At 49.1% G+C, this 25,248-nt stretch carries 26 protein-coding genes and 1 pseudogene; 15 read left to right on the top strand and 12 right to left on the bottom strand.

All coding sequences use genetic code 11. From position 1 onward, the window contains the following. The first annotated feature begins 470 nt into the window (after window positions 1–470). Complete coding sequence (locus C4S60_RS17550) at window positions 471–1,019, top strand: gamma carbonic anhydrase family protein (RefSeq protein WP_103881665.1); 549 nt, start codon at window positions 471–473, stop codon at window positions 1,017–1,019. On the opposite strand, the gene C4S60_RS17555 is transcribed toward C4S60_RS17550, so the two are convergent. The 4 genes from C4S60_RS17555 to tsaC all read right to left on the bottom strand — a co-directional run bounded on the left by C4S60_RS17555 (window position 1,016) and on the right by tsaC (window position 3,664). Then, entirely contained in the window at window positions 1,016–1,279 is a 264-nt protein-coding gene (locus tag C4S60_RS17555) for a DUF1488 family protein (RefSeq protein ID WP_103881666.1), read from the bottom strand. The two genes, C4S60_RS17550 and C4S60_RS17555, sit on opposite strands and share 4 nt — an antisense overlap. A 4-nt stretch (window positions 1,280–1,283) precedes the next feature. Then, a complete protein-coding gene (gene aroE, locus C4S60_RS17560) occupies window positions 1,284–2,111 on the bottom strand; it encodes a shikimate dehydrogenase (RefSeq protein WP_103881667.1) in 828 nt (275 codons plus the stop codon). Window positions 2,112–2,190: 79 nt separating this feature from the next. Further along, window positions 2,191–3,096, bottom strand: coding sequence for an oxygen-dependent coproporphyrinogen oxidase (gene hemF / locus C4S60_RS17565; protein WP_103881668.1), 906 nt, complete (start codon window positions 3,094–3,096; stop codon window positions 2,191–2,193). 10 nt (window positions 3,097–3,106) lie between these two features. Beyond that, the gene (gene tsaC / locus C4S60_RS17570) at window positions 3,107–3,664 is read right to left on the bottom strand and encodes an L-threonylcarbamoyladenylate synthase type 1 TsaC (RefSeq protein ID WP_103881669.1); all 558 of its coding nucleotides are present in this window, start codon (window positions 3,662–3,664) and stop codon (window positions 3,107–3,109) included. A 183-nt stretch (window positions 3,665–3,847) separates the two neighbouring features. On the opposite strand from tsaC, the gene purE reads away from it, so the two are divergent. Then, window positions 3,848–4,333 carry a 5-(carboxyamino)imidazole ribonucleotide mutase gene (purE, locus tag C4S60_RS17575; RefSeq protein WP_103881670.1) on the top strand — a complete coding sequence of 162 codons (486 nt, stop codon included), beginning with the start codon at window positions 3,848–3,850 and terminating at the stop codon, window positions 4,331–4,333. A gap of 2 nt (window positions 4,334–4,335) precedes the next feature. Next, window positions 4,336–5,466, top strand: coding sequence for a 5-(carboxyamino)imidazole ribonucleotide synthase (locus C4S60_RS17580; RefSeq protein WP_103881671.1), 1,131 nt, complete (start codon window positions 4,336–4,338; stop codon window positions 5,464–5,466). 49 nt (window positions 5,467–5,515) lie between these two features. On the opposite strand, the gene C4S60_RS17585 is transcribed toward C4S60_RS17580, so the two are convergent. From C4S60_RS17585 to C4S60_RS17600, 4 genes are read right to left on the bottom strand one after another with little or no spacing between them, the layout of a single operon-like run. After that, on the bottom strand, window positions 5,516–6,088 hold the full coding sequence (locus tag C4S60_RS17585) for a DNA topoisomerase family protein (protein ID WP_103881672.1): 573 nt from the start codon (window positions 6,086–6,088) through the stop codon (window positions 5,516–5,518). A gap of 35 nt (window positions 6,089–6,123) precedes the next feature. Continuing rightward, on the bottom strand, window positions 6,124–6,600 hold the full coding sequence (locus tag C4S60_RS17590) for a DUF494 family protein (protein ID WP_103881673.1): 477 nt from the start codon (window positions 6,598–6,600) through the stop codon (window positions 6,124–6,126). A 2-nt stretch (window positions 6,601–6,602) separates the two neighbouring features. Next, on the bottom strand, window positions 6,603–7,703 hold the full coding sequence (gene dprA, locus C4S60_RS17595) for a DNA-processing protein DprA (protein ID WP_103881674.1): 1,101 nt from the start codon (window positions 7,701–7,703) through the stop codon (window positions 6,603–6,605). After that, a complete protein-coding gene (locus tag C4S60_RS17600; protein ID WP_160111380.1) occupies window positions 7,696–8,778 on the bottom strand; it encodes a LysM peptidoglycan-binding domain-containing protein in 1,083 nt (360 codons plus the stop codon). Before C4S60_RS17600 ends, dprA begins: the two co-directional genes overlap by 8 nt. A gap of 115 nt (window positions 8,779–8,893) precedes the next feature. Here C4S60_RS17600 and def point away from each other — a divergent pair, with 115 nt between their 5' ends. The 5 genes and pseudogenes from def (at window position 8,894) to C4S60_RS17625 (ending at window position 14,639) form a co-directional block, all read left to right on the top strand. Further along, window positions 8,894–9,406, top strand: a complete 513-nt coding sequence (gene def / locus C4S60_RS17605; RefSeq protein WP_103881676.1) for a peptide deformylase — start codon at window positions 8,894–8,896, stop codon at window positions 9,404–9,406. Between the two features lie 18 nt (window positions 9,407–9,424). After that, entirely contained in the window at window positions 9,425–10,372 is a 948-nt protein-coding gene (gene fmt, locus C4S60_RS17610) for a methionyl-tRNA formyltransferase (RefSeq protein ID WP_103881677.1), read from the top strand. Window positions 10,373–10,462: 90 nt separating this feature from the next. Beyond that, window positions 10,463–11,740, top strand: a complete 1,278-nt coding sequence (rsmB, locus tag C4S60_RS17615; protein ID WP_103881678.1) for a 16S rRNA (cytosine(967)-C(5))-methyltransferase RsmB — start codon at window positions 10,463–10,465, stop codon at window positions 11,738–11,740. A gap of 61 nt (window positions 11,741–11,801) precedes the next feature. Further along, a pseudogene (gene trkA / locus C4S60_RS17620) lies at window positions 11,802–13,184 on the top strand (Trk system potassium transporter TrkA); the annotation flags it as partial. A 9-nt stretch (window positions 13,185–13,193) separates the two neighbouring features. Then, window positions 13,194–14,639, top strand: coding sequence for a TrkH family potassium uptake protein (locus C4S60_RS17625; RefSeq protein ID WP_103881680.1), 1,446 nt, complete (start codon window positions 13,194–13,196; stop codon window positions 14,637–14,639). 27 nt (window positions 14,640–14,666) lie between these two features. Here C4S60_RS17625 and trhA read toward each other — a convergent pair whose 3' ends face one another. Both trhA and C4S60_RS17635 read right to left on the bottom strand, forming a co-directional pair. Then, entirely contained in the window at window positions 14,667–15,317 is a 651-nt protein-coding gene (gene trhA / locus C4S60_RS17630) for a PAQR family membrane homeostasis protein TrhA (protein WP_103881681.1), read from the bottom strand. Between the two features lie 71 nt (window positions 15,318–15,388). Then, window positions 15,389–16,189 carry a sporulation protein gene (locus C4S60_RS17635; protein WP_103881735.1) on the bottom strand — a complete coding sequence of 267 codons (801 nt, stop codon included), beginning with the start codon at window positions 16,187–16,189 and terminating at the stop codon, window positions 15,389–15,391. A 271-nt stretch (window positions 16,190–16,460) separates the two neighbouring features. On the opposite strand from C4S60_RS17635, the gene C4S60_RS17640 reads away from it, so the two are divergent. From C4S60_RS17640 to C4S60_RS17660, 5 genes are all read left to right on the top strand, one after another. Further along, complete coding sequence (locus C4S60_RS17640) at window positions 16,461–16,664, top strand: hypothetical protein (protein ID WP_103881682.1); 204 nt, start codon at window positions 16,461–16,463, stop codon at window positions 16,662–16,664. A 117-nt stretch (window positions 16,665–16,781) separates the two neighbouring features. After that, a complete protein-coding gene (locus tag C4S60_RS17645) occupies window positions 16,782–17,048 on the top strand; it encodes a YihD family protein (RefSeq protein WP_103881683.1) in 267 nt (88 codons plus the stop codon). 220 nt (window positions 17,049–17,268) lie between these two features. Beyond that, window positions 17,269–18,687, top strand: coding sequence for a cytochrome c oxidase accessory protein CcoG (gene ccoG / locus C4S60_RS17650; RefSeq protein ID WP_103881684.1), 1,419 nt, complete (start codon window positions 17,269–17,271; stop codon window positions 18,685–18,687). Window positions 18,688–18,746: 59 nt separating this feature from the next. Then, window positions 18,747–19,730 carry a serine/threonine protein kinase gene (locus C4S60_RS17655; RefSeq protein WP_103881736.1) on the top strand — a complete coding sequence of 328 codons (984 nt, stop codon included), beginning with the start codon at window positions 18,747–18,749 and terminating at the stop codon, window positions 19,728–19,730. A gap of 51 nt (window positions 19,731–19,781) precedes the next feature. After that, window positions 19,782–20,381: a thiol:disulfide interchange protein DsbA/DsbL gene (locus C4S60_RS17660; protein WP_103881685.1), complete on the top strand. Its 600-nt coding sequence runs from the start codon at window positions 19,782–19,784 to the stop codon at window positions 20,379–20,381. A gap of 55 nt (window positions 20,382–20,436) precedes the next feature. Here C4S60_RS17660 and C4S60_RS17665 read toward each other — a convergent pair whose 3' ends face one another. After that, on the bottom strand, window positions 20,437–21,321 hold the full coding sequence (locus C4S60_RS17665; RefSeq protein WP_103881686.1) for an acyltransferase: 885 nt from the start codon (window positions 21,319–21,321) through the stop codon (window positions 20,437–20,439). A 199-nt stretch (window positions 21,322–21,520) separates the two neighbouring features. Between C4S60_RS17665 and C4S60_RS17670 the strand changes: the two genes are divergently transcribed. Together C4S60_RS17670 and C4S60_RS17675 are read left to right on the top strand one after the other, a co-directional pair. Next, window positions 21,521–22,510, top strand: coding sequence for a DUF2860 domain-containing protein (locus C4S60_RS17670; protein WP_103881687.1), 990 nt, complete (start codon window positions 21,521–21,523; stop codon window positions 22,508–22,510). Between the two features lie 165 nt (window positions 22,511–22,675). Beyond that, window positions 22,676–23,653, top strand: a complete 978-nt coding sequence (locus tag C4S60_RS17675; protein WP_160111381.1) for a DUF2860 family protein — start codon at window positions 22,676–22,678, stop codon at window positions 23,651–23,653. On the opposite strand, the gene C4S60_RS17680 is transcribed toward C4S60_RS17675, so the two are convergent. After that, window positions 23,650–25,176, bottom strand: a complete 1,527-nt coding sequence (locus C4S60_RS17680) for a YifB family Mg chelatase-like AAA ATPase (RefSeq protein WP_103881689.1) — start codon at window positions 25,174–25,176, stop codon at window positions 23,650–23,652. The genes C4S60_RS17675 and C4S60_RS17680 overlap by 4 nt on opposite strands. Between the last annotated feature and the right edge of the window lie 72 nt (window positions 25,177–25,248).

The following is a 25,248-nucleotide window of genomic DNA, read 5'->3' on the forward strand; positions in this document are numbered from 1 at the left end:
AAAGCTATTATCGTTCCAACAGAACGATAATGAATTGACTGTGCCAAGTCTTGCGACTTGAATTGGTCACTCAGTTCATTGAAACCAAATTTGATTCCGAAGAATCTAATTTTGATTATCATCAACGAGTGCCCACACAGATTGATAGGTTTATATTGTTAAAGAGCTTGTTTCGAGCTTCCCTCGAAACGGACGGCCATTTTAGCGAGATAAGTTGTCGTGTCAACCACTTTTTTCAACTTATTTTGCTAAGCTTCTTAGAAGCTTGAAGCCTTCTGACTCAGTGCGAACTTTCGCTTGCGTTCCCGTGTCAGCGAGGGGGCATTATAGAGATCGAAATCACGTTGGCAAGACCCTAAATGCATTTTTTTTGCTTTTTTTCTCCGGATGATTATTTTTTGCCCTTTGGGGCTGTAAATTGCAGAAATATGGCACCAGAATAGCCTTGATACCTAGATTTAGAGACTGTTATGACTTCAATTCGTAGTTACAAAGGAATCTCACCTCAACTTGATGATTCTGTCTATATAGATGAAACCAGCGTTATTGTCGGCGATGTGCGCTTAGGCAAAGACGCCAGTGTCTGGCCGCTGGTTGCTGCTCGCGGCGATGTAAACCACATTATCATTGGTGACCGCACCAATATTCAGGACAACAGTGTTTTGCACGTCACGCACAAGAATGCGGAAAACCCTGAAGGTTATCCTTTGATAATTGGCAGTGATGTGACCATTGGACATAAAGTGATGTTACACGGGTGCACAATCAAGGATCGCGTACTTGTCGGCATGGGCAGCATCGTACTCGACGGTGCGATTATTGAGTCCGATGTGATGATTGGCGCAGGTTCACTGGTTCCGCCTAATAAAAAGTTAGAAAGCGGCTATCTATATGTGGGCAGTCCTGTAAAACAGGCTCGTCCTCTAACGGATAAAGAAAGAGCCTTTCTTGTTCGCTCTGCAAACAACTACGTGCAGAACAAAAACGATTACATGGTGGACGTTAAAGTCATTCGTTAATCGAGAACAATACGACCTTGCTCATCGAAAGCTTCATCCTCAATGAGGCTTTCTGCTAACTCTTCAATATCGAAGCGTACCTGCTCAAAGACCTCTAATGCTTTGGCTTTATCGACGTTTTCTGTATTTGACAGCTCAGCAAGTTTGCCCACACCAACCAAGCAGACAATCAACATACCCGATTGATGAGCCTGAAACTCCACCATCGCCAGCTCGTCATTCCACGCTAGCTGATCAGAAAAAAGAATAGACTGATTCACTTTATTACCCTTCTAAGTTTTTTCTAAGCTCGCGTAAGATCTGCTTGGTTCCTGGCCTTAAGCCACGCCATAACATAAAGCTCTCTGCAGCCTGCCCCACCAACATACCTAAACCATCGTAGGCAAATCGTGCCCCCGATTCTTTGGCCCATTGATTAAACGTCGTTAAGCCTTGCCCATAGGCCATGTCATAGCTCACCGTATGCTCGCCAAAAATAGCATTGCTAATATCGGGAAGCTGTTTATACAGGCTGCTTGAGGATGAATTAATGACAACATCATAAGCACAGCCAACTTCATTCATAGGTACCGCACCAATTGGGCCAAACTCTTTAAACAGAGTAGCCAGCTGCTCTGCTTTCTCAAAAGTACGGTTGGTGATGGTGATAGATGCGGGTTGCTGATCCAGTAATGGTTTAAGTACACCTCGTGCCGCGCCACCAGCACCAATAATCAGTATAGAAGCACCTTCAAGCTGAACCTGATGTTGCAACAGATCTTGAACGAAGCCTTCACCATCGGTGTTGTCACCGATAATTTCACCATCGTCGAGCTTCTTTAAGGTATTCACCGCACCAGCCAATTGCGCCCGTTCCGTCAAGCGGTCAGCCATTTTGAATGCATCCTCTTTAAAGGGCGCAGTGACATTGCAACCTCTGCCGCCATTCTGGAAAAATGACTCTGCCGCCTGAATAAACTCACCCGGCTCAGGTTGCAGGCGTCCATATTCAAGGTTTTGTGACGTTTGTCTTGCAAAGAGGGTGTGAATATAAGGGGATTTGCTTTGCGAGATAGGGTTTCCAAATACAACGTATTGATCGGGCTTACTCATGTCCTTGCCTGCTGTGTGCCAAAGTAATTAGCCTGACACTAACACTTCGACACACATTCGCCAAGTAATGAGCCAAGGATCACCAGTCTCTGGGTTTCAGATAGTCGGAATACAACAAGGCTTCGGGCGTTCCTGATTCTGGATGGTAGCTGTATTCCCAGCGCGCCAACGGTGGCATGGACATCAAGATAGACTCCGTCCGTCCACCACTCTGCAGCCCAAATAGCGTGCCACGGTCATACACCAGATTAAACTCCACGTACCTACCACGACGATATAGCTGGAACTGACGCTCGCGCTCTCCAAATTCAGTCTGCTTGCGTTTTTGTACGATCGGCAAGTACGCTTCTGTGTAACCATTACCGACCGACTTCATATAGGCAAAGCAGCGCTCAAAGCCCCATTGATTGAGGTCGTCAAAGAACAAGCCACCGACACCACGAGTCTCATTGCGATGAGGAAGGAAAAAGTAATCGTCACACCATTTTTTATGCTCTGGGTAGACATCGACCCCAAAAGGCGTGCAAATCGTCTTCGCTACGTTATGCCAATGTTGACAATCTTCTTCAAAAGGATAAAACGGCGTGAGATCGAATCCACCACCAAACCACCAGATTGGCGCTTCACCCTCTTTCTCTGCAATAAAAAAGCGTACATTGGCATGCGAGGTAGGAATGTAGGGATTTTTAGGGTGGATGACCAGCGAAACACCCATCGCCTCAAATTTACGACCCGCCAGTTCAGGTCGATGTGCCGTGGCTGACGCAGGCATCTTATCGCCAAAGACGTGTGAGAAATTCACACCGCCCTGTTCAAATACATGACCATCTTTCAACACCCGGCTGCGGCCACCACCACCCTGCTCTCGCTGCCACTCATCCTGCTGAAACGTCGCACCACCATCTTCTTGTTCGAGCTTATGGCAAATCTCATCCTGCAATTGCAGCAAAAACGCTTTGACCTGATGCTTGTCCACTTGTTGCACTGGAGACTCCTTACCCTTGTCGTAATACTTGCTGAGAACGGGCGTCACGTATCTCGCTCGGTTTGTCACGACCGCCCGTGTCTCCTTCGAGGATCGCCGTCAATCGATCGCCTAACTGCTGCTTCACTTCGTCAGTCGTCATACAGGAAGGCATGCCCGAAAGATTGGCACTGGTCGATGTGATGGGTTTGCCATAGGCCAAACACAGTTTCTGAACCAATGCATGATCCGTGACACGAACGGCTATGGTATCAAACGCACCACTTAGCCAGGATGAAACTCGTGAGCTAGCCGGCATTATCCAGGTATAAGGGCCTGGCCAGGTTTGCCTTACGTTTTCAAGCTGCTCATCCGTCAATTGGCTCTCATCAATGTAGGGACGTAACTGGTCATAATTCGCCGCGATCAGGATGAGCCCTTTCTCTACAGGACGCTCCTTGACCGCCAATAGCTTTTCAATAGCCTGAGTATCGTCTGGGTCACAGCCCACACCAAATACTCCCTCCGTTGGATAAGCAATCACTTCACCGGATTGGAGTGCCGCAACTGTACTTTGAAAATTATCCACCGAACCTTCCTTTTACTAAAACCTAAACAATTTTTTTACATTTCATCGGCACTATGCTCAAAAGCAGCGAGAGAATCCAGAAAAAAACACAAAATTCACTCACGCAAACGTTTTCCTTAGAAAAAAATCCTCGTATAATGCGCGCAAATTAGTCCAATCGCACAAGCTTTGAAGGAGCACAGGATGAAAGTCGGCATTATTATGGGTTCTAAATCAGACTGGCCAACCATGAAATTAGCGGCAGAAATGCTAGACCAGTTTGGTGTGGATTATGAGACCAAAGTTGTTTCTGCTCACCGTACACCACAACTGCTTGCGGACTACGCGACTTCTGCGAAAGAGCGCGGCATCAAAGTGATCATTGCGGGTGCCGGTGGCGCAGCGCACCTTCCTGGTATGGCAGCCGCTTTCACCAGTGTTCCAGTGTTGGGTGTTCCGGTACAAAGCCGAGCACTAAAAGGTATGGATTCACTGCTGTCTATTGTACAGATGCCAAAAGGCATTGCGGTTGGCACACTGGCCATCGGTGAAGCCGGCGCTGCCAATGCTGGTATTCTTGCGGCACAGATTATTGGCGTTCACGATGAAGTAGTGATGGAAAAAGTGGAAGCCTTCCGCAGCCAACAAACCGAAACCGTTCTTGCGAACCCTGATCCTGCAGAGGACTAATTATGAAACACGTTTTGGTTCTCGGAGCTGGCCAGTTAGCCCGTATGATGTCTTTGGCTGGTGCACCACTGAACATCAACATCTCGGCATTTGACGTTCGCAGTGAGAATATCGTTCACCCACTGACGTTAGAGATTCTGGGGAGTGGTCTGCAGCAGGCGATTGCTCAGGCCGACGTCATCACGGCTGAATTTGAGCATATCCCCCACGATATTTTGGCTGTTTGCGAAGCCAGTGGTAAGTTCCTGCCTTCGACTGATGCTATCAAGGCAGGCGGTGATCGTCGTATCGAAAAAGCGTTGCTGGACAATGCCGGTGTGAAAAACGCCAAATATGCCGTGATCGAAACAAGAACAGACTTTGAACTGGCGATTGAACGTGTTGGTTTACCCATGGTATTGAAAAGCGCACTGGGTGGTTACGATGGCAAGGGGCAGTGGCGTCTGAAAGATCTCGATGACGTAGAAGCCATCTGGAGTGAAATGGAACAGTGCATCGCCGACTCTGACAGTCAGGCCATCGTTGCCGAAGAGTTTGTTCCATTTCAACGTGAAGTCTCCCTTGTCGGGGCCCGTAACCGAAACGGTGACATCGCCATTTACCCATTAGCTGAAAATGTGCACACCAATGGCGTCCTGACGCTGTCAACGGCAATTGATGAGCCTGTATTGCAGGCGCAGGCGGCTCAGATGTTTACCGCCGTGGCTGAATCTCTGGATTACGTTGGCGTTCTGGCTCTGGAGTTTTTTGACGTTGCCGGACAACTGCTGGTCAACGAGATTGCACCTCGCGTGCATAACTCCGGTCACTGGACTCAGCAGGGTGCTGATACCTGTCAGTTTGAAAATCATCTGCGTGCTGTATGCGACATGCCACTAGGCTCGACTCATGCAGTCAGAGCGACTTCTATGGTCAACATTCTTGGTGAAGACTCAGTACCTGATGAGGTTCATGCCCTAGCGGGTTGTCATGTCCATTGGTACGGCAAAGAGAAACGTGCGGGTCGCAAAATGGGTCACATCAATGTGTGTGCAGAGAACACCGCAGCCTTGAAACAGCGATTACTGCAACTTGCCGATCTGCTCGACGACGACGCTTTTCCGGCGTTAAAACCTGCCGCACAGGCACTGTAGTCCAACGATAACGCGCAAAAAAAAACGGCTCCAACACGGAGCCGTTTTTCTATTCCTGAATCTTTTGGCAGCGCCTCGAAGCGCACTCATAAACCACACCCGAGGCTTTTTTCTTTTCCACCAGCAAGCTGAAACCACAATACTGGCAACTGCCCGCAACAGGGAGATGGTTGACGGCAAACTTGCACTTAGGGTAACTGTCACATGCATAAAACACTTTGCCAAACCGCGACTTTCTCTCCGTCAATGACCCTTTGCGGCACTCAGGGCAAGCGGCAGAGATCTCTTGCGTTTTCTCAGGGGGCTCCTGCTGATTCGGTGATTGAATGAAGTGACATTCGGGATAACCACTGCAACCTATAAACATTCCAAAACGACCCTGACGGAGCAGCAGTTCACTGCCACACTCGGGGCATGGCACCCCCAGTTCCTTAATGATATGACCATCATTTTGATGCAACGGTTTGATGTAATCGCAGCTCGGATATTGATTGCAACCCAGAAACGGGCCGTGTTTGCCGTTTTTAAGCAACAATTGACCTTGCTGGCATTGCGGGCAAGGCTCATGATCTAAGGCGTGCTCATGAGCCGAGAAAAGTTGATTGTCTATTTTACCACTCATGGGAATCTCAAATTAGCACTCTGGGTTATCACCACTTAGTGAATCACACCCCGTTCGGCAGTGTAGATAAGTTCTTCCATGAGAGTGTACGCATTTTCGTTGCCTGGAACATTGAACAAAACCATCAAAATGATCCATTTCAGGTCATCAAGCTCAAACTCGTTGGTCTCTAACCCCATAACACGGTCGATCACCATTTCTCGTGTTTCGGTTGTCAGTACGCCAATTTGTTCCAGAAACAGTAACAGTCCACGACTTTGCACATCCAGTCTGGCCATCTCTTTCGCTGTGTATATGCGCGTCGAGGTTGCGGCACTGGTCGTGATGGCAGAACGTTTATCGGTATCTTGCAGTTCTGCCAGATCCTCCAGCCATTCCAGTGCTTTATAGATATCTTTTTGCTTGAAGCCCGCACGCAGCAGTTCATCCTCAAGCTCGTCCTGGTCTACCTGCAGATCAGCATCGCTATGCACGTAGGTTTCGAACAGGTACATCAGTATGTCCATCATCATAGCTAGCGTCTCCCCTTAACAACATAACCACCATTTACAGCAACAACATGACCCAATAATTCGAGTTCTAATAACTGTTGCATGACTTCATGCACAGGAATATGGGTCTTTTGCGCCAAAATATCAACTGGCGTTGCCTCTATTCCTACGTTAGCCAACAGTTCCGGAAATGGCAATTCTTCTTTATCAATAACTTGGTTAAAAAGTGTCGGCTGTACTTTTTTAGACCAGTTGGGAACCGATTCTATTTCATCGAGTACTTCTTTTGCTGACTGCACTAAGCACGCACCGGTCCTGATCAGCGAATGGCAACCCGAGTGAAAGCCATGTTGAATGGGGCCTGGAATCGCAAACACGTCCCGCCCCTGATCGGCGGCACACTTCGCAGTAATCAGGGAACCACTCTTCTCGGTGGCTTCAACCACTAACACTGCTAGTGACAAGCCGCTGACAACCCGGTTGCGCCTCGGGAAATACTCAGGACGAGGTGTTATCCAGGGTAAATGCTCGCTCACCAAGGCCCCTTGCTCCGCGATTCTGGCAGCCAAGTGCTTATGACGGGCGGGATAAATGCAGTCCAGACCAGCGCCCAACACGGCGATGGTGTTCCCCAGCACGTCCAGCGCACCCTGATGGGCATGACCATCGATGCCCAGCGCCAGACCACTGGTCACACAATATCCTTGCTCGGCAAACTGCCTGGCAAATCGCTTTGCGGTCTCAAGACCTTCAATGGTGGCATGCCGACTACCCACCATGGCTATTTGCGGTGCAGACAGCAAGGCAGGGTCTCCACGTACGAACAAGACTGGAGGGTACCCACGGGTTTGCTTCAGCAACGATGGGTAATCTGGGTGTTCAGCCGTGAAAATTATCTGTCCACTCTGCTCTCCCCAGTGTAAGGCTTGCTCCGCCATGGCTAATGATTGCTGCTTGAGAAACTGAACCTGTGCCGATTTTAAACCCGTATCAGACAGTTCCCGCTCAGAATAACCAATGATATTGGTTGGAGCATCGATAGCGCAAAGCTTCTCAAAGGTGATCGCCCCAATCCCCGGACACAATGACAATCGAAGCCAAGCGAGGAGTTCTTGCTCATCCATGGTCGTTCGTTTCTGTCGCTGCCGACAATATCGTTTGAGGAGAAATCGGCTCTCTGGCATCAGTGATCAGCGCGATGCTGAAATGGTCATAAACACGAATCACCATAAGCTGACCAATGTCGAAAACCGGCAAATCGAGTTCCGGGCTACCCATGTTACTTTTGCTCAAACCGACTTGTCCTGTGGAGAACCGAAACTCATTACTGTACCGTTGGAGCTTATAACTGCTGCCCGCTTCAATGCCTGAGCTTGCGCCAGCATTTAACACCACACTTTGCCCCTGCACAGCAAAATAAAGCGAATCGAGCAGTCCTAAAATTCTCAGCTGATCCAGCGCAGGCCCTGGCTTGGGAGAGAAATGCGCCTGTGCACCGAACTCTTCGATAATTGCTTTAGGCATCGCAATGTCTCCCACTTTAAGTTCATGAACAAACTCGGTGAGATGCAGCACCGTCACCTGATCCTGCAACCTGTCAGAGCGAGCAAAAGCCACAGGCTTCAGCCGCCAACGGGTCACCATGCTATCTTCAGCATGGTATGACTCCCCCTTTTGGTAGATCACCCACTGCTGCACCTGTCCCTGATAGTCGATGTAAATCTCATCATGTTGAGAAACGAACTCCAGACCGCGGCTCGATCCTACGATACGAGGATACTGGTCGAGCTGCGCTTCGGTCATCAGTACATTCTGCGTGATATAGCGGGCAGCCACCTCAGGCGCTACTGCGCCTATGGGCATCTTTGTGCGTGATTTGATTGCCGGGGACAGCTTCATCCACGGCTTTCGAGATAACTGCGGCTGACCATTTACCCATGTCAGTGTGAGGGTATCTCCCGGATAGATAAGGTGCGGATTCTGGATATGTGGGTTATTGCCCCACAATTCATTCCAGCGCCAGGGAGAGCGCAAATACAGGCTGGCGATTTCCCATAAGGTGTCGCCCTTGACCACGGTATAGGTGTGAGGAACATTGTTGTTGAGACTGAGAGGGGCTTTAGTCAGGCCTGATAACGGATACAACGCCACCGACACAAGAAATAAAACTCTCAATAGTCGCCGTTTTCCCTGTCTCATCGACCGCAATCCTTCGCTTTGTTTCATGCGATGCTGTCATTTAGCGGCGAAAATGTCTAGAATTGAACCAACGAAACCCATGCCTATTCGGCACAGTTCAACATTTTGAGTGTATATGTCTGTATTACAAGTATTAACTTTCCCGGATGATCGCCTAAGAACGGTCGCTAAGCCCGTTGAAGCCGTAACGCCGGAAATCCAAAAAGTCGTCGATGACATGATTGAAACCATGTATGACGAAGAGGGAATTGGCCTTGCAGCAACCCAAGTTGACTTTCATCAGCGAATTGTTGTGATTGATATTTCAGATACTCGCGACCAACCGATGGTGCTAATCAACCCTGAAATCACCGACAAGCGCGGAGATGATGGTATTGAAGAAGGCTGCTTATCCGTTCCTGGTGCGCGCGCTTTGGTGCCACGTGCCGCTGAAGTGTCCGTTAAAGCGCTAGACCGTGATGGTAAGGAATTCACCTTTGAAGCCGACGATCTGCTGGCCATTTGTGTACAGCACGAGCTGGACCATCTAGAGGGCAAACTGTTTGTCGATTACCTTTCCCCTCTGAAACGTAAACGCATCAAAGACAAGCTAGAGAAAATTAAGCGCTTTAACGCTAAGCAACAATAATATCTAAGAGAGGTTTCCGTGAGCCAATCATTACGCATTGTGTTTGCCGGTACTCCAGACTTCGCCGCCCGTCACCTGGCGGCGTTATTGTCTTCGGAGCATGAGGTTATCGCCGTTTATACTCAGCCCGACCGTCCTGCAGGGCGCGGCAAGAAACTGACGGCCAGCCCGGTAAAAAACATCGCCCTTGAGCACGATATCCCGGTGTATCAGCCAGAAAATTTTAAGTCGGATGAAGCCAAACAAGCACTGAAAGATCTGAATGCTGACATTATGGTGGTGGTGGCGTACGGACTGCTGTTGCCGCAAGTCGTACTGGATACGCCAAAGCTCGGCTGCATTAACGTTCACGGCTCCATCTTGCCTCGCTGGCGTGGTGCTGCGCCAATCCAGCGCTCAATTTGGGCCGGAGACAGCGAAACAGGCGTGACCATCATGCAAATGGACATTGGTCTGGATACCGGGGATATGCTGAAAATCGCCACATTACCAATTGAAGCATCGGACACCAGTGCCACGATGTATGACAAGCTCGCTGAGCTAGGTCCAGAGGCGCTGGTCGACTGTCTGAGTGATATTGCTGATGGCAGCGCATTGCCAGTGAAGCAGAATGACGATGAAGCCAACTACGCCAGCAAACTGAGCAAAGACGAAGCGAAGATCGACTGGAGCCAGAGCGCTGCGTTTATTGAACGCTGCGTGCGCGCTTTTAACCCGTGGCCAATGAGCTTCTTTTCGGTAGAAGAGAACAACATCAAAGTTTGGCAATCACGCGTAGAAGCCAATGCGACAGAGTCAGTGGCTGGGACTATTCTTAAGGCTGATAAAACAGGAATTTACGTAGCAACTGGTCAAGGCACCTTGGTATTAGAGCAAATTCAAATACCGGGTAAAAAAGCCATGCCAGTAAGCGATGTATTGAATTCAAAAGCCAGCTGGTTTGAAGTGGGTAGCGTTCTAGGCTAGAAACGCAGATGCTCATTGATAGTTAGGGCCAGCACATTGAGTGCGGGCCTTATTTTATTTTTAATGTCGATAAAAATTTAGGTAACCAACATGAATGTTCGCGCTGCTGCGGCCAATATCCTTTTCCAAGTGGTTGATAAAGGTCAATCTCTATCAAGCGCCCTTCCATTAGGACAGCAACAAGTAAAACCTAGAGACCAAGCGTTATTGCAAGAGATTTGTTTTGGTGCGCTGCGCATATTGCCTCGTTTGGAGTCCGTTGCTTCAGAGCTGATGGATAAACCCCTCAAAGGTAAGCAGCGCGTTTTTCATCACCTGATTCTGGTCGGCATCTATCAAATTGGCTACATGCGCATTCCTGCTCACGCGGCAGTGGGAGAAACAGTCGAAGCAACCAAAACACTAAAGGGCCCAAAACTTCGCGGCCTCATCAATGCGGTACTGCGCAACTACCAACGTAACCAAGAACAACTTGATGAGATTTCCGTCAGCCACAATGCTGGAAAATACGGTCACCCTAGTTGGTTGCTCAAGCTACTACAGGAAAGCTATCCACAACAATGGCAAGCGATTGTTGAGGCCAACAACACCAAAGCGCCTATGTGGTTGCGCGTGAACCACCAGCACCACAGCCGTGACGACTATCAGGCGCTTCTCAAAAATGAAGGCATAGATTCCACCCCTCACCCTGAAGCTCAAGATGCCCTAAAATTGGCCGCCCCGTGTGACGTGACAAAATTGCCAGGCTTTGAAAAAGGCTGGGTGTCAGTTCAGGACGCAGCCGCTCAACTCTCGATCAACTATCTGCAACCGCAAGATGGTGAGCTTATCCTCGACTGCTGCGCTGCACCTGGAGGAAAAACTGCCCATATTCTGGAACGCACTCAGGACAGCCAGGTGGTGGCCATCGACTGTGATGATACTCGACTCAAGCGAGTACACGACAACCTGAAGCGCCTCAATTTGCAGGCAAAAGTGGTGTGTGGTGATGCGAGAACACCAGAACAATGGTGGCAGGGTGAACAGTTCGATCGCATTCTATTGGATGCCCCATGTTCAGCGACGGGTGTAATTCGTCGACACCCTGATATCAAGTGGTTGCGCCGAGCGGATGATATTGATGCTCTGGCCAGTCTGCAGCGTGAAATATTTGATGCCATGTGGCAGCAGCTCAAAGTCGGCGGAACACTGGTATACGCAACATGTTCTATTACGCCGCAAGAAAATGCCGAACAGGTTAAAGCCTTTATGGCGCGTACCGCGGATGCCCAGTTAATCGGATCAGACTCTGATAACCCGGGCCGTCAGATTCTTCCTGGAGAACAGGATATGGACGGATTCTATTACGCGGTGTTAAAAAAGGCGTAGAATGCTAACTCGTTGATAGCTATGCTAGTGACTCGTTGAGTCGAAACAATCAGAAGAGCGAAATGTTATGAAAATCATCATTCTTGGGGCCGGTCAAGTTGGTGGCACACTCGCAGAGAACCTTGTGGGCGAGAACAACGACATCACCATCGTCGATCGCAACAGCGACCGTCTGCGAGAGTTGCAAGATAAGTATGATTTGCGTGTCGTCAATGGCTATGCCTGTCACCCTGACGTACTACGTGAAGCTGGTGCACAAGATGCCGATATGTTGGTGGCGGTCACCAACATGGACGAAACCAATATGGCGGCTTGTCAGGTCGCCTTTTCGCTCTTCAACACTCCTAACCGTGTAGCGCGAATTCGCTCTCGGGAATACCTGATTGAGAAAGAAAATCTGTTCAACTCTGGAGCTATCCCAGTCGACCATCTGATTGCCCCAGAGGAGTTGGTGACCAGTTACATTGAACGTCTAATCCAATACCCGGGCGCTCTTCAGGTGGTCAGTTTTGCCGATGAACGCGTCAGCCTAGTGGCTGTTAAAGCCTACTATGGCGGCCCTCTGGTGGGTAATGCCCTTTCCACCCTTCGTGAGCACATGCCACACATTGATACCCGGGTTGCGGCAATCTTCCGTCAGGGCAGGCCGATTCGTCCGCAGGGCACCACCATCATCGAAGCCGACGATGAAGTGTTCTTTGTCGCCGCCAGCAATCATATTCGCTCAGTAATGAGTGAACTGCAGCGCCTCGAAAAGCCGTATCGCCGTATTATGATCGTCGGTGGCGGTAACATCGGGGCCAGCCTCGCCAAACGCCTGGAGCAAACCTACAGTGTCAAACTGATTGAGCGCAGCTACCAGCGTGCTGAGAAGCTGTCTGAAGAACTGGAAAACACTATTGTGTTCTGTGGCGATGCCGCGGACCAGGAGTTGCTGGCCGAAGAGAACATCGATCAGGTGGATGTATTCATTGCCCTCACCAACGAAGATGAAACCAACATCATGTCAGCGATGCTGGCGAAAAAAATGGGGGCAAAAAAGGTCATGGTACTGATCCAGCGTGGTGCTTACGTCGATCTGGTACAGGGCGGTACCATAGATGTGGCCATATCTCCACAACAAGCCACTATTTCAGCATTGCTCACCCACGTTCGCCGTGCCGACATTGTCAACGTATCGTCTTTGCGTCGCGGAGCAGCGGAAGCCATCGAAGCCATCGCTCACGGAGATGAAACCACCTCGAAAGTGGTTGGTAAGGCGATTGGTGATATCAAACTGCCACCGGGCACTACGATAGGTGCCATTGTTCGTGGTGAAGAAGTGCTGATCGCCCATGATCGCACCGTCATCGCTCAGGATGACCACGTGGTGATGTTCCTGGTAGATAAAAAATATGTGCCTGATGTCGAGGCGCTGTTCCAGCCAAGTGCGTTCTTCCTGTAAGGCACCACCATGGTTAACACACGACCGGTTTCCTTTGTTATAGGGTTAGTACTCTCAAAGCTAGCCCTGTTCATGTATGTGCCCACTTTGGTGGCCTTCGTCACGGGTACCGATGGTTTTCTCGACTTTGGCCTGGCAGTCGCTATCACGCACTTCGCTGCCTTTATCTGTCTCTCCGTAGGCCGGACTCAACACTTTAAGCTTAGTGTTCGCGATATGTTCCTGATCACCAGTCTGGTCTGGACCATTGCCAGTGCTTTTGCGGCACTACCATTCGTGTTTATTAACCACATCAGTTTCACCGATGCCTATTTTGAAACCATGTCTGGCATTACTACCACGGGCTCGACTGTGCTCAGTGGACTTGATGACATGGCACCCAGCATTTTGTTGTGGCGTTCAATCCTGCAATGGTTAGGCGGCATCGGTTTCATTGTCATGGCGGTGGCCATTTTGCCGATGCTCAACGTGGGGGGGATGCGACTGTTCCAGACCGAATCTTCCGACTGGTCGGACAAAAGTAGCCCACGGGCAAAAACGGTGGCCAAAAATATCGTGCTGGTTTATCTGGTACTGACGGGTTTATGCCTATTGGGCTACATTGCCACAGGCATGAACCTGTTTGATGCCATCAATCACTCGTTTACCACCCTTTCTACTGGCGGCTATTCCACCTCAGATGGTTCGATGAATCACTTTTCTGAAGGGGCGCATTGGGTTGGCACGGTGTTTATGTTCCTCGGTGGATTGCCATTTCTGCTGTTTGTCGCGGCATTAAGTAAACGGGATCCAAAAATACTGTTCAGAGATGCTCAGGTTCGCGGGTTTGGTTACTTGTTCCTGATAGCCAGTACGCTCGTAGCATTGTGGCTAATTTTTGAGGATGGGTACGCACTGGACGATGCATTTCGCGTTTCCATGTTCAATATTGTGTCAGTGGTGACCACCACCGGTTTTGGTCTGGAAGACTTTACCGCCTGGGGACCACTACCCTCAGTCATATTTGCCTTTATGATGATGATTGGGGCCTGTTCTGGGTCCACCTCCGGGGGCATCAAGATTTTCCGGTTCCAAATCGCCGTCACGCTGCTCAACAAACAGATGATGAAGCTGATTCATCCTTCTGGCGTGTTTGTCCAGCGCTACAATCATCGTCCGGTGAACGATGATATCGTTCGTTCGGTGGTGGCCTTTGTACTGATGTTCTTTGTGACCATCATTGTTATCGCAGCTGGCTTGAGTGCGATGGGTCTGGATCCGGTCACCAGTATCTCTGGCGCGATCACTGCGGTCGCAAATGTTGGCCCGGGGATGGGCTCTGTGATTGGTCCTACGGGTAATTTTGCGCCTCTTCCAGACGCGGCCAAGTGGCTTCTGAGTTTTGGCATGCTAATGGGACGCTTAGAGATCCTAACGCTGCTGGTACTTTTCTTTCCTGCTTTCTGGCGTCGCTAAGACACCATGATCTCCCCTCAGGTCATACTATACTGGGTTAACGTACCAATAGACGGCAAAGAAGTGACATGCAGCCCCGCCTAGCACAAAAAGGTGCCAAATGGCGTGGTTGTATGGGATGCGCTTATTGGTGTAAAACACAACTCCCAGGGTATAAATCGCCCCGCCAAGTGCCAGTAGGATCAATCCGGCACCATCAAGATGTTTTGCCAGCTGATAAATCACAATGAGTGACAGCCAACCCATCACCAGATAGGTGATTAACGAAGCACGCTTATAGCGGTAGACAAAAAACAGCTTCATGACGATACCAATAGCCGCCAAAGACCAGATCACGGCCATCAACCCAACAGCAAGTGGCGTCCTCAGACTGACCAGCATAAACGGCGTATAGCTGCCAGCTATCAACAGGAATATCGCACAGTGGTCAAACGTTTTCAGCCATCGCTTACTGCGTGGGTGTGGCACCGAATGATAAAGCGTCGAGGCGAGAAACAGGGTAATCATACTGCCGCCATACAAGCTCATACTGGTGATAGTCAAAGTGTCTGCATTGACCAGAAACGACTTATCCAGCAGCAGTATCAGGCCAATAATGGACAACAGCACCCCGATACCATGGGTAATACTGTTGGCCCACTCTTCTCTCTGGCTGTAGTTGGGTGAGGGTTTAGACATAAGCGCACACTCTCAGACTCACATAAGAACTAAGAGTATGACACATTGAGCGAACACGTGTTAGCTAAAATTCAGGTCGTTTGTTCCAAGTAGGCCAGTACCTGTGTACCCGCCTCTTTGGCGGACAACGAACCTGGTAGGCTCATTTCTCGCTTCAGTTGCCCCAGACCAATCAGGCTCGATAGCATCCCTTTCATACCTTCTTTGTTTCTGTCGATTTCAAACCACAACTTCAGCTCGTCCTCACTGCGGTAAGCAATGATTTCCAGTTCCCGCCAGCGACCATGATAAGGTCCCGTGGTAGGAACAAACTCAAACTCCTGAACGAATGGCATAGCAAACCCTTTCGCCGCTTCACATTCCACCTGTCTGATACGCAGTCCCTGTTCTTCAAGGGCCGTGAAAATGCCATCTACCAGTGGGTCCGGTCTTACTGTGAGCATATCCTTATCTGTGGGGTCTGCAGCCAGCGCTATATCCAGCCCCGTTTCCAGCCACACCTTCGAATCACCAATTGTTACTGGTGTGTTCCATGGCACTTCAAGCTCAACCTCAAAATCGCGAGTTTCTCCGGGCTCAATGGTAAAGGCGTACGGCAGGGTCCAGGTCTGTAGTTCAAACGTTTTGGCCACTCGTTTTTTCGGAGCCCCGGGCTGATTACTGTTATCGTGGTTACTACGGGCCACCTCATCGATATAACGGCAACATAACCTGAGATGAATGTTATCCACCGTCTGAGCCGTGTTACCACCATAGACATGAATGGTTATTTTGGCAGTTGCGCCCGGATAGAGAAATTCCTGGTGTAACACGGAATCTACACGCGCAGCACCAATCCCAAAGCTCGCTAAGGTTTTCTTAAAAAAAGACATACGCACACCCATTTATATCCCAAGAGAGTGTTACCGTTTTATCGCAAATTGATTGAGAAAACAAATACGCGATGCACAAATATTCTGGATAAATAATGAGCAAATATTTCCCACAATCTATCGTATCCACACAAAGTTGGTGGTATTCTATGCGTGATATGCATGCATATCGGTATTCCTGATTGTTTATTTGGAGTGGCATAAGTCAAAAAAGAGCGATACTGAAGTTCACTTCGGTGTACTCATAAGCAATCAGGCCATTAGATTGGCAATGGAATTGCCTGACTTGTTAGGTAACAAAATGCGCCCAACACCCGTCAGGTTTTCGTACTCGGCAAACCGCAGTGCGTTCATGCGTCGTCGCAGTGGTTTCGTTTCTGCACCGGTCGCAAAAAAAGTCGCTCCTTCGATGACGCTTGTTGAAAAAAGTGTTCTCTTGGCACCGGCTCCAACCAGAGTTGTTAAAGCAGCATAATAAAAAGCGCAGATGTTCCTGCGCTTTTTTTTGTGTCAAATTTCCCCACATATTGGTATTAGCTATTATATTTGGTACTTTTACTCAAAAATTCCTATAAATTTTGTGGAGAAAGTTATGAAGTGTCACCGCGTAAATGAGCTTATCGAGCTTATTCATCCTGAATGGCAGAAAGATTCTGATCTTAACCTGCTGGAATTTATCGTAAAGCTGTCAAAGGAAGCCGGATACGAAGGCAAACTCGAGGAGCTCACTGACGATGTTCTCATTTATCACCTAAAAATGCGCAACAGCCAGAAAGAAGACATGATTCCCGGCTTAGCCAAAGATCAGGAAGACGATTTCAAAACCGCACTGCTCAAGGCGCGTGGAATCATCAAATAACCACTGGTTATAAAAGCGGCCCTTTAAGGGTCGTTTTTTATATGAGCTTGAACCGATTTTGTTGTTAAAGGTTGATAGCCTTAAAGAAATGAATTTGTTATCAAGGTTATAATCCTTGGGTTTTAATACTGCGTACTGAATAGTATCGCGTTATACAGCAATGTCGGAAAAGATAGAGTGCGTCTTAAACGCACCGTCAGCCCAAGAAGGACAGTCTCACATGAGTCAGGACAAAATCGACGTTAAGGACATCACGCCTAAAACGTTCAACCCGAAAACCCATAAAGGTGGTGGTGACCGGTTTAACCCCAGTAATCGCATCTATGTGCGCGAGAGTAAAGGCACATTTCAGAAACTGAGGCGCTATGGCGGATGGTTTCTGCTGTTGTTATTTGCTCTGGTGCCATGGATTCCTTATGGTGAGAGGCAAGCGGTGTTGCTGGATATCGGTAACCAGCAATTCAACTTTTTTGGTACCACCCTTTACCCGCAAGATCTCACATTATTAGCGCTGCTGTTTATGGTAGCTGCCTTCGGTCTGTTCTTTATCACTACCTTCCTTGGTCGGGTCTGGTGTGGCTACTTGTGCCCACAAACAGTCTGGACCTTCATGTACATTTGGTTCGAGGAAAAACTTGAAGGCAGTGCAAATAAGAGGCGCAAACAAGACAGTGGTAAGCTCACCAGTAACCTGTTAATGCGTAAAACACTCAAGCACATTGCCTGGCTCGCCATTGCACTGGCTACAGGATTCACCTTCACCGGTTACTTTGTGCCTATCGGCGCATTGGTCAGTGACTTCTTTACCTTCAACGCCAATTTCTGGCCGGTATTCTGGGTGCTGTTTTTTGCCGCCTGTACCTATGCCAATGCCGGTTGGATGCGCTCTATAATGTGTATTCACATGTGCCCATACGCCCGATTCCAGTCGGCCATGTTCGATAAGGACACGTTTATTGTTGGCTATGACAGCAAACGTGGAGAAACCAGAGGCCCTCGCTCACGAAAGGCCGATCCGCAAAAACTCGGCCTCGGCGACTGCATCGACTGCGATCTCTGTGTTCAGGTTTGCCCAACAGGCATCGACATTCGCGACGGGTTGCAGTACGAGTGTATCAACTGCGGAGCCTGTATTGATGCCTGTGATAAAACCATGGATCGAATGGGCTATAAGAAAGGCCTGATCAGCTATACCACAGAGCACCGCCTTTCGGGTAAACATACCAAAGTGATGCGTCCCAAGCTGCTCGGTTACGGCGCGGTACTGTTGGTCATGATAGCCTTGTTCTTTGTTCAGGTCTCAGCCGTCGACCCAGCAGGACTGAGTGTCCTTAGGGATCGCAATCAGTTGTTCCGCGTCAACAGCGATGGTCTGGTTGAAAACACCTACACCCTGAAAATCATCAATAAAACCCAAACCGAGCAGAAATACTCACTGAGTGTGTCTGGCCTTGAGGGAGCGACCTGGTATGGCCGACAAACGATTATCGTCGAGCCTGGTGAGGTGTTTAACCTACCGATGAGCCTTGGTGCCGATCCGCAGCAACTCAGTTCACCTGTCTCGACAATTCAGTTTATACTGAGGGACAGTAATGATTTCTCCTTACAGGTAGAAAGTCGATTTATTAAGAAGCTCTGACAGAGCTTGGGTGATTCATAACAGGAAAGGGCTCAGTAATGAGCCCTTTTGGTATCAAAATGACAGATAAAGCGTTTAACTTTGACGCCTTAACCCCGGACTTCATGTGGTATGCCCTGGAGAGCATCGGGATCAGAGCCGAGTCAGGCCTGCTAGCGCTCAACAGCTACGAGAACCGGGTGTACCAGTTTACCGACGAAGACAGAAAACGCTACGTGGTCAAGTTCTATCGCCCGCAACGCTGGACCAAAGCACAAATTCAGGAAGAACACGAATTTGCCCACGAACTGCTGGCACATGAGGTCCCGGTATCCGCCCCGCTAAATATCAATGGCCACACAATTCACGAATATCAGGGATACTTGTTCGCCCTGTTTGCCAGTGAGGGCGGGCGACAATTTGAAGTGGACAATCTGGAGCAGTTGGAGTGGGTGGGACGCTTTATGGGACGCATCCACAAAGTCGGGGCCAGCAAACCCTTTGTCCACCGCCCTACCATAGGCCTGGATGAATATCTTTACCAACCAAGACAGCTGTTACAGGCCTCAAACTTTATCCCCGCACATCTGGAAAATGCGTTTTTTAACGATCTTGATATGTTAATTTCGCAAATCGAAACCCACTGGCAACCTTCGGACACGATCCGTTTGCACGGCGACTGCCACCCGGGAAATATCCTTTGGCGCGACGGTCCCTTGTTCGTCGATCTGGACGATGCACGTAACGGTCCCGCTATTCAGGATTTGTGGATGCTACTAAACGGTGAACGTCAGGATAAACTGATGCAACTGGACGTATTACTGGAGGGGTATCAAGAATTCAGTGAGTTACCTACCAATCAGTTGAAACTTATTGAACCTTTGCGCGGTCTACGTATGGTGCACTATATGGCCTGGCTGGCAAAACGCTGGCAAGATCCGGCCTTTCCACAGGCATTTCCCTGGTTCAATGATGCTAAATACTGGGAAGGCCAGGTTCTCGGATTTAAAGAACAGATAGCGGCTCTGAATGAGAAGCCCCTTTCTTTACAGCCCCAGTGGTGACAAACTACCCATCGTCCTCACTAGGATTTGGTTTTATACATGGAGAAAATAATGAAAAGAATCATCGCACTGTTTGCGACGCTTATGGTCAGCCTGGGAGTCAATGCAGCACAATTCCAAGAAGGCACCCACTACAAAGTCCTTGAGCTTGAGAAATCTTCCAAACCAGTGGTTACTGAGTATTTCTCATTCTATTGCCCGCACTGTAATAGTTTTGAGCCTATCATTGCTCAATTAAAGAAAAAGATCCCAGCAGAGGCCAAATTCCAGAAAAACCACGTATCTTTCATGGGCGGAAACATGGGTATGTCGATGAGCAAAGCTTACGCTACGATGGTCGCGCTCAAAGTAGAAGACAAGATGGTGCCCGTGCTGTTTAATCGCATTCACAACATGAACAAGCCACCGCGTAATGACGACGAACTGCGTCAAATCTTTCTGGATGAAGGCGTAGACGCGAAAAAGTTTGATGCGACCTTTAATGGCTTTGCCGTCGACTCTATGGTTCGCCGCTTTGACAAGCAGTTCAAAGACAGCGGGTTAACTGGGGTACCAGCAGTGATCGTCAATAATAAATATCAGGTCGAAGCAGGCAGCATCCAGTCTCTGGAAGAGTACTTTGAACTGGTTAACTTCCTGTTGAAAAAGTAATCTTTCCCCAATAAAAAACCGAGCTCCTGGGGGGTACTCCACTGGCTCGGTTTTTTTACTTTGAATGAATGTCTTTCAAGGTCTCATCTTTTTGCTGCCAGACTTCCCCTAACCATTGCTGAAACTCTCGTTTGTAGGGTTTGTCGTTAAAGTAGTCCCCCAACACTTTCTCATCAACGGGCAGGATTCGCACCTTAACAACAATACGTTTCATCTTACCCATCAGTACCGCTTTAAAGGGCTGGTCAGTGTTCTCAGGATAGGCCAGCGTTACATCAATTATGTTTTCAAACTGATCGCCCATGGCTGCCAATGTATAAGCAATACCGCCAGACTTGGGTTGCAACAGGTACTGATAACCTGCGCGACTGCTTTTCTGCTTTTGCGCCGTAAAACGGGTTCCCTCAACATAATTGACCACTGTTGTAGGTGTGTCCTTAAACTTGGCGCAAGAGCGACGCGTGGTTTCCAGATCTTGTCCACGTTTCTCGGGATGTCTGATCAGGTATTCGCGTGAATAACGCTTCATAAATGGCATATCAAGGGCCCAGCACGCCATGCCAACAAAAGGAACATACAACAATTGTTGTTTCAGAAAAAACTTCGGCATAGGGATGCGGTCTTTAAAGACACTGCACAATACCACGATATCGGTCCAGCTCAGATGATTGCTGATCATGAGATACCAACCATCCTTCCTTAGGGACTCCATGCCCTCAATCTGCCACTCTACCTTTGGATTAACCAGATGCAGAATGCCATGATTAATCGTCGCCCAAAGCCACATAAAACGGTTGGCCAGCGCGGTACACAACTTCTGTAAAGGACGGACTGGAAACAACAACTTCAGTAGCCCAAAACCAAGGATGGGAATCGAACAAAATGCTGTATTAATAATTACAAGCGAGGCACTAATTATAAAAAGAAGGTATCCAAGCATAACCCACTATCTATGATGTATTTGTGACAATTTGATGGCGGTTAATTGTACAAGGCGATTTGCCATGTGCAATGGTTTTATCATTGGTCTGATTTGTGTTGTAACTCATAAAAAACACGCCTATGCTGAACCAATAACATAACATAAACATATAATTACATACGTTACCCCGATATTCAGAATGTGATAAGGAACAGTTATGAAGCAGGCATGGAATGTCACAATCTTAGCTCTCGCACTCGTCTCCCAGACGGCAACCGCTAAGTTATCAGAAAGTAATGGATTTAGCGGCGAAATCGCCTTAAATGCCGCCTACGCCAGTAAAACCTCAAACTTATCCAACACTGATGATGATTACCGGACCTACACCGGTGAAGCACAGCAAGACAGCAGTGCGTTGCTGCTACCACTGGGCAACTTGCAATATACCTTTGGTCAGGCCTCCAACCACCAGTTGTTTATAGGTACATCACGAGCCGACATCGCAGTGGGTACGCTGGCGCTGGAAGCAGGCTACCGTTATCAGTTTGCCGACCGCACTAAAATCAGTCTGTCATTGCTACCGACCATTCTTGAAGGGGAAGTTTGGCAGGACCCCTATTTGCTCAACACCGCACGAAGCACCACTGACGAGAAAGGCACTGCGTATCGTCTTCAGCTCAACAACATCGCCGGCTCGCTATTCAGCGTCGATCTCGCCTATGGTAAAAAGGAAGTGGATGAAGAGCGCTCAGGCGCCGGTTCTTCTCTGACCGAGCAGCAACAGCAACTGCTAAATCGAAACGCCGATATCCTTTATGGCAAGTTCAAGATGATGCTGCCTGTGAGCAAAGGCGTCATGCTGTATCCTTCGCTTATTTATATTCAACAGGACGCACAGGGCAGCGCCATGAAAAATCAGTCTTACGGTGCTGAGCTCTCTTCGTTTATGTCAGCGGGCAATCATCAGTTTGCATTGACACTGACCTACCTGAACCGTCAGTACGATTCCGCCAACCCGCTGTTTGACAACACGACCCGCGCCGATAATGAGTGGAAGGCATTTCTTGCCTACGAGTATCCGGGGATCTTTTACTCCAACAATGTCTCTCTGGTGGCCTTTGCTGGCGTGACCGACAGCGATTCTAATATCACTTTCTACGATGAAAAAAACTGGATCAGCGCGGTCGGCGTGAACTGGAGCTTTTAATAGGTCAATCATCCACCCATTGAGTTCAATAATATGTGGCTTAACAACACAGTTTGTTAAGCCATTTTTTATCGCTAGAGTATGCTCCCCGACAGTGTGCTCCAACGGCGGAATAGCAAAATTGAGTCCCGGAAGCACACCAAAGAGCTAAACAACGGATGTACCATGACGCCAAAAATGACCTATTTAACGGTTCTCTCTTTCCTCCTGCACAGCCCCTTCTGTTTTGCGGCTCTGTCGCCAGCAAATGGCTTCAGTGGCGAGATTTCCGTCAGTCATGCCCAAGTGGGAGAAAAGGCCAATCTTGTAAGTGGCGATCACCCTGGCGTCATTTTTAGTCAGGAGGCGCACGATGAGCTCTGGCTGCCATTAGGCACTCTCACATACACGTTTGGTGCACAGCAAGACAAACAGTGGTTTTTGGGTACCTCTCGCAACGACATCGCCGTAGGCACCTTTGTTATGGAAGGCGGCTATCGTCAACAATTGCAGGACGGCTCGATATGGAGCGTTTCTTATCTTCCGACCTTGGTGGGTGAGCCTATCTGGAAGAATCCGTATGTCGGTGCAACCGATCTAGAACTATCAGAAGCCGGTGGTGACGCGTTTCGTATACAGATAGAGAGCATCGCAGGATCTCCATTCACTCTTGATATGGCCTACGGTACCCGACTGATTTCAGAAGAACGCTCAGCAACTAACATTACGGCCTCTGACACCCACCACTATGATCGCAATAGCCAGTTTTACTACGCAAAGGGCTCTTATACCCTGCCCATAAGCGACGCATGGACTCTGTTTCCATCCTTGATCTACCTGATTGATGATGCCAAAGGTCGAGCCGTCAGAAATCAGGGTGCCGGCGCAGAACTGACGGCACTTTTTGCCTATAACCAACACAGTTTTGCCACCACACTCAGCTACATGAACCATGAGTTTCGCGGCCACGATGTCATCTTCAACCGCAGTGGACGCATCGATGAAAAATACAGCGCATTTCTGGCCTATGAATACCTGTCACTCTGGAATATCGACGCCTTATCACTGATTTCACTGTCAGGCTACAATGCCACTGATTCCTCAATCGCATTTTATGAATCTGCGGATTGGATCACCACGGTCGGCATGAACTATGCGTTCTAAACTGCTTGGGCACTGAGTTGCTTAAGTAGCCGGTCCATAGCCCGATAGCCGAGCGCCTCTGCAAGGTGGGCTCTGTTAATACCGGGCTCTCCCGCTAAGTCCGCGATGGTTCGGGCCACTTTGATGATTCTGTGGTAGGCCCGTATCGACAGCCCCAGACGATGCAATGCATTCTCCAGAAACTCAGCATCGGGCTTTTGCAGCTGGCAGTACTGCTCTATTTCGCGACTCTGCAACAAGGCATTCACCTTTCCGGACCGAGCCAACATCATTTCGCGTGCCACATATACCCGCTGCTTCACCACTTTCGTCGCCTCTCCCCGCTCTCCCCCCTCAGATAAAGTCCCTTTGGGTAATGCAGGGATCTCTATCGACATATCAAACCGGTCCAGCAATGGACCTGACAAGCGGCTCAAATAGCGCAGTATGAGCTGTGGATTGGTTCGAGCCTGATCCCCCTCATAATACCCCGTAGGGCTCGGATTGAGTGCCCCCACCAACTGAAACCTGGCCGGAAACCGGGTTTTGCCCTGTGCTCTGGAAATAATGATCTCTCCTGATTCAAGTGGCTCTCGCAGAGAATCGAGAACTTTGCGCTCAAACTCCGGCATTTCATCCAGAAACAGCAAACCATTATGGGCCAGAGAAATCTCTCCGGGCCTGGGAATAGAGCCACCTCCGACCAATGCCGCCATGGAGCTGGAGTGATGAGGAGCACGAAAAGGGCGTATTTTCCAGTTCTCTTCGTTGATTTCCTGCTGCGTCAGCGAGGCAACCGAGGCCGTTTCCATCGCTTCTTGTTCGCTCATCTCAGGCAACAAATCACACAGTCGTGACGCCAGCATGGTTTTTCCAGTGCCGGGTGGCCCCAAAAACAAAAGATTGTGATTGCCCGCAGCGGCGATCTCTAGCGCTCTCTTACCCTGTTGCTGACCAATAATGTCCTGAAGATCACGATAGGAAGACTCAGGCAGGGGACGCCGAGGCTTAGAGGTCACCAGTGACAGAGCCTGTTGTCCCATCAGATAGGCACAGACATCCAGCAAACCCGACGCTGACTTGTGCTTGTCTTTTCCCACTAAGGCAGCCTGATCGCCATTCCCTTCCGGCACCAGCAGACAACGCTGAGTTTTATTCGCCGCCAGGGCCGCCGGCAGTACCCCTTTGACCACGCGTAACTCTCCCGACAACGCAAGCTCACCAATAAACTCATGAGCCATCAGTTTATCGTGTGGCAATTGATCGGAAGCTGCCAGGATCCCCAAAGCGATGGGCAAATCGAATCGTCCCCCTTCTTTGGGCAGGTCAGCGGGCGCCAGATTCACCGTGATCCTCTTAGCCGGAAACTGAAAGCGAGAATTGATGATCGCACTGCGCACCCGATCCTTAGATTCTTTCACTGTCGTCTCGGGAAGTCCAACCAGTGTAAAGCCTGGCATACCATTGCTAATATGAACCTCTACGGTGACTTGAGGAGCCTCGACACCAACACTGGCACGGCTATAAATAATCGATAATCCCATAAAATCCTTTTTTTCCTCCAACTTCTCTCACTTTGGCGGTTAAAAGTCAGAGTTTTATATATAGACCATGTT

Origin of the sequence: Vibrio hangzhouensis, assembly GCF_900107935.1 — a bacterium.
Taxonomy (GTDB): Bacteria; Pseudomonadota; Gammaproteobacteria; order Enterobacterales; family Vibrionaceae; genus Vibrio; species Vibrio hangzhouensis.